We start from the raw sequence: 1,887 nt of genomic DNA, 5'->3' as shown, positions 1-1,887 counted from the left end.
TTACGCCCAACCCGAACCAGCTGTTCCGGTTGGGCGTGTTGATTAATAATCCGCCGATATATTCCCATGCTAAATAAGGTACTGGCGCTGTTTAAAAATCCATTGAATGTACTGATTACCGCGCCGAATAAAACGGCACCGAAAAACCCCACCAAAGGGACAGGAAGCACGTTATTTACCAGTGTCGGATATGCCATATCCGCCTTTGGCAGATCCTGGTATAGATGAAAAGCAATTAAACCTGGTAATACCAGCACCAGTGGATCGAGCATTTTCAATACCGCTGTGAGCAATGCTCCTTTCTGCCCTTCGGCGAGGCTTTTGGAAGCCAGCGTACGTTGTACGATGCCCTGATTAGTACACCAGTAGAAGGTATTCACCAGAATCAAACCGGTAAAGGCTGCACCTATCGGCAGCGGATCGTTCGCTCCACCAATTGAGTTTAATTTCTCCGCATGTACGGTGGTCAGTTGCTCAACACCTTGTAAAAAACTGCCTTTTCCCATCGCAATCAGGCCGAACACGGGGACCATCAATCCACCAATCACCAGCCCTATACCATTGATAGAATCGGCCACCGCCATCGCACGTAAACCGCCGATCACCGCATAAATAATCCCGGCAAGGCCCAGCAAAATAACCAGTAACCAGATTGCTGCGCCCTGAGAAATATTCAGCGATTCACCGATGTGAAAAAGGCTATTCAGCGCCAGCGCCCCTGAATAAAGCACAATCGGCAGGAAGCAGACGCCAGTGGCAATAAGAAAGCAAAAATCGATAATGATTCGCGTGGTTTTATCGTAACGCTCTTCCAGAAAATCTGGGATCGTAGCGATACCACGTTGCAGATAGCGAGGTAGAAAAATCAGCGCCAGAAAGATAAGCGTCACCGCAGAGGTGACTTCCCAACCCATAACCGACATTCCGCTTTTGTAAGCCTGACCAGACAGACCAACCAACTGTTCGGTTGAAAGGTTAGTTAACATCAATGACGCGGCAATCACCGGCGCTTTCAATGAACGCCCGGCAAGAAAATACCCTTGTTGCGATCCGGTATCCGTTTTACGTACCTTCCACCAGGTGATTAGCGCCACCAGCAGCGTAAAGCCCACAAAGCTCAGAATTTGTAGCGTATTCATCTCATAGCCCTTATTTTTCATTATGTCCCGGCAGCTGTAGGGGGAATGCAAGGTAATGTGCGCCGGGTCAGGCAGTCAGATTTCTTAAAATAAAAACGTCATATCCCTGAACAGATTTTTTCTGTTAAGTTCAGGTTGTGGGCATAATTCTCCGGTGGGAAATTAAAATGAATGGAAAGATGCAAAGTTCGCATGTAAAAAACGAAACTACGTACAATATTCCCCTGTTGATTCATGAAAGTGTGATCTCCAGCGGGATTTCATTGATCTCGCTGTGGCACACCTATGCCGACGAACATTATCGGGTTATTTGGCCACGTGATAAGAAAAAACCGCTGATTGCTAATTCATGGGTTGCGGTCTACACCGTCCAGGGCTGTGGAAAAATCCTTCTTAAAGGCGGTGAACAAATCACGCTTACCGGAAACTGTATAATCTTTTTAAAACCAACCGATATACAGTCTTATCACTGTGAAGGGTTGGTATGGGAACAATACTGGATGGAATTCACACCAACCAGCGTAATGGATATTCCGCTACGACAACAAAGCATTATTTATAATGGTGATATTTATAATCATGAGCTGACCGAAGTTTCGCGATTAATTACATCCCCAGACTCAATAAAAAATAATCTGGCAGTCGCCTTTCTCACAAAAATAATTTATCAATGGATTTGTCTTATTTACGCCGAAGGTAAAAAAGACCCACAGCGAATACAGATTGAAAAACTGATTGCCACTCTACA

The 1,887-nt window shown here is 45.5% G+C and carries 2 protein-coding genes; one reads left to right on the top strand and one right to left on the bottom strand.

The genetic code is table 11. The annotated features are described in order from the left end of the window. A partial coding sequence (locus FDW87_RS21345; RefSeq protein WP_252362918.1) for a solute:sodium symporter family transporter occupies positions 1-1,139 on the bottom strand: 1,139 nt, incomplete at its 3' end. Between the two features lie 167 nt (positions 1,140-1,306). Here FDW87_RS21345 and FDW87_RS21340 point away from each other — a divergent pair. Then, a partial coding sequence (locus FDW87_RS21340) for an AraC family ligand binding domain-containing protein (protein WP_252362917.1) occupies positions 1,307-1,887 on the top strand: 581 nt, incomplete at its 3' end.

Origin of the sequence: Citrobacter sp. wls826, assembly GCF_005281245.1 — a bacterium.
GTDB classification, from domain to species: domain Bacteria; phylum Pseudomonadota; class Gammaproteobacteria; order Enterobacterales; family Enterobacteriaceae; genus Citrobacter; species Citrobacter braakii.
This window is presented reverse-complemented; position numbering and strand designations above follow the sequence as displayed.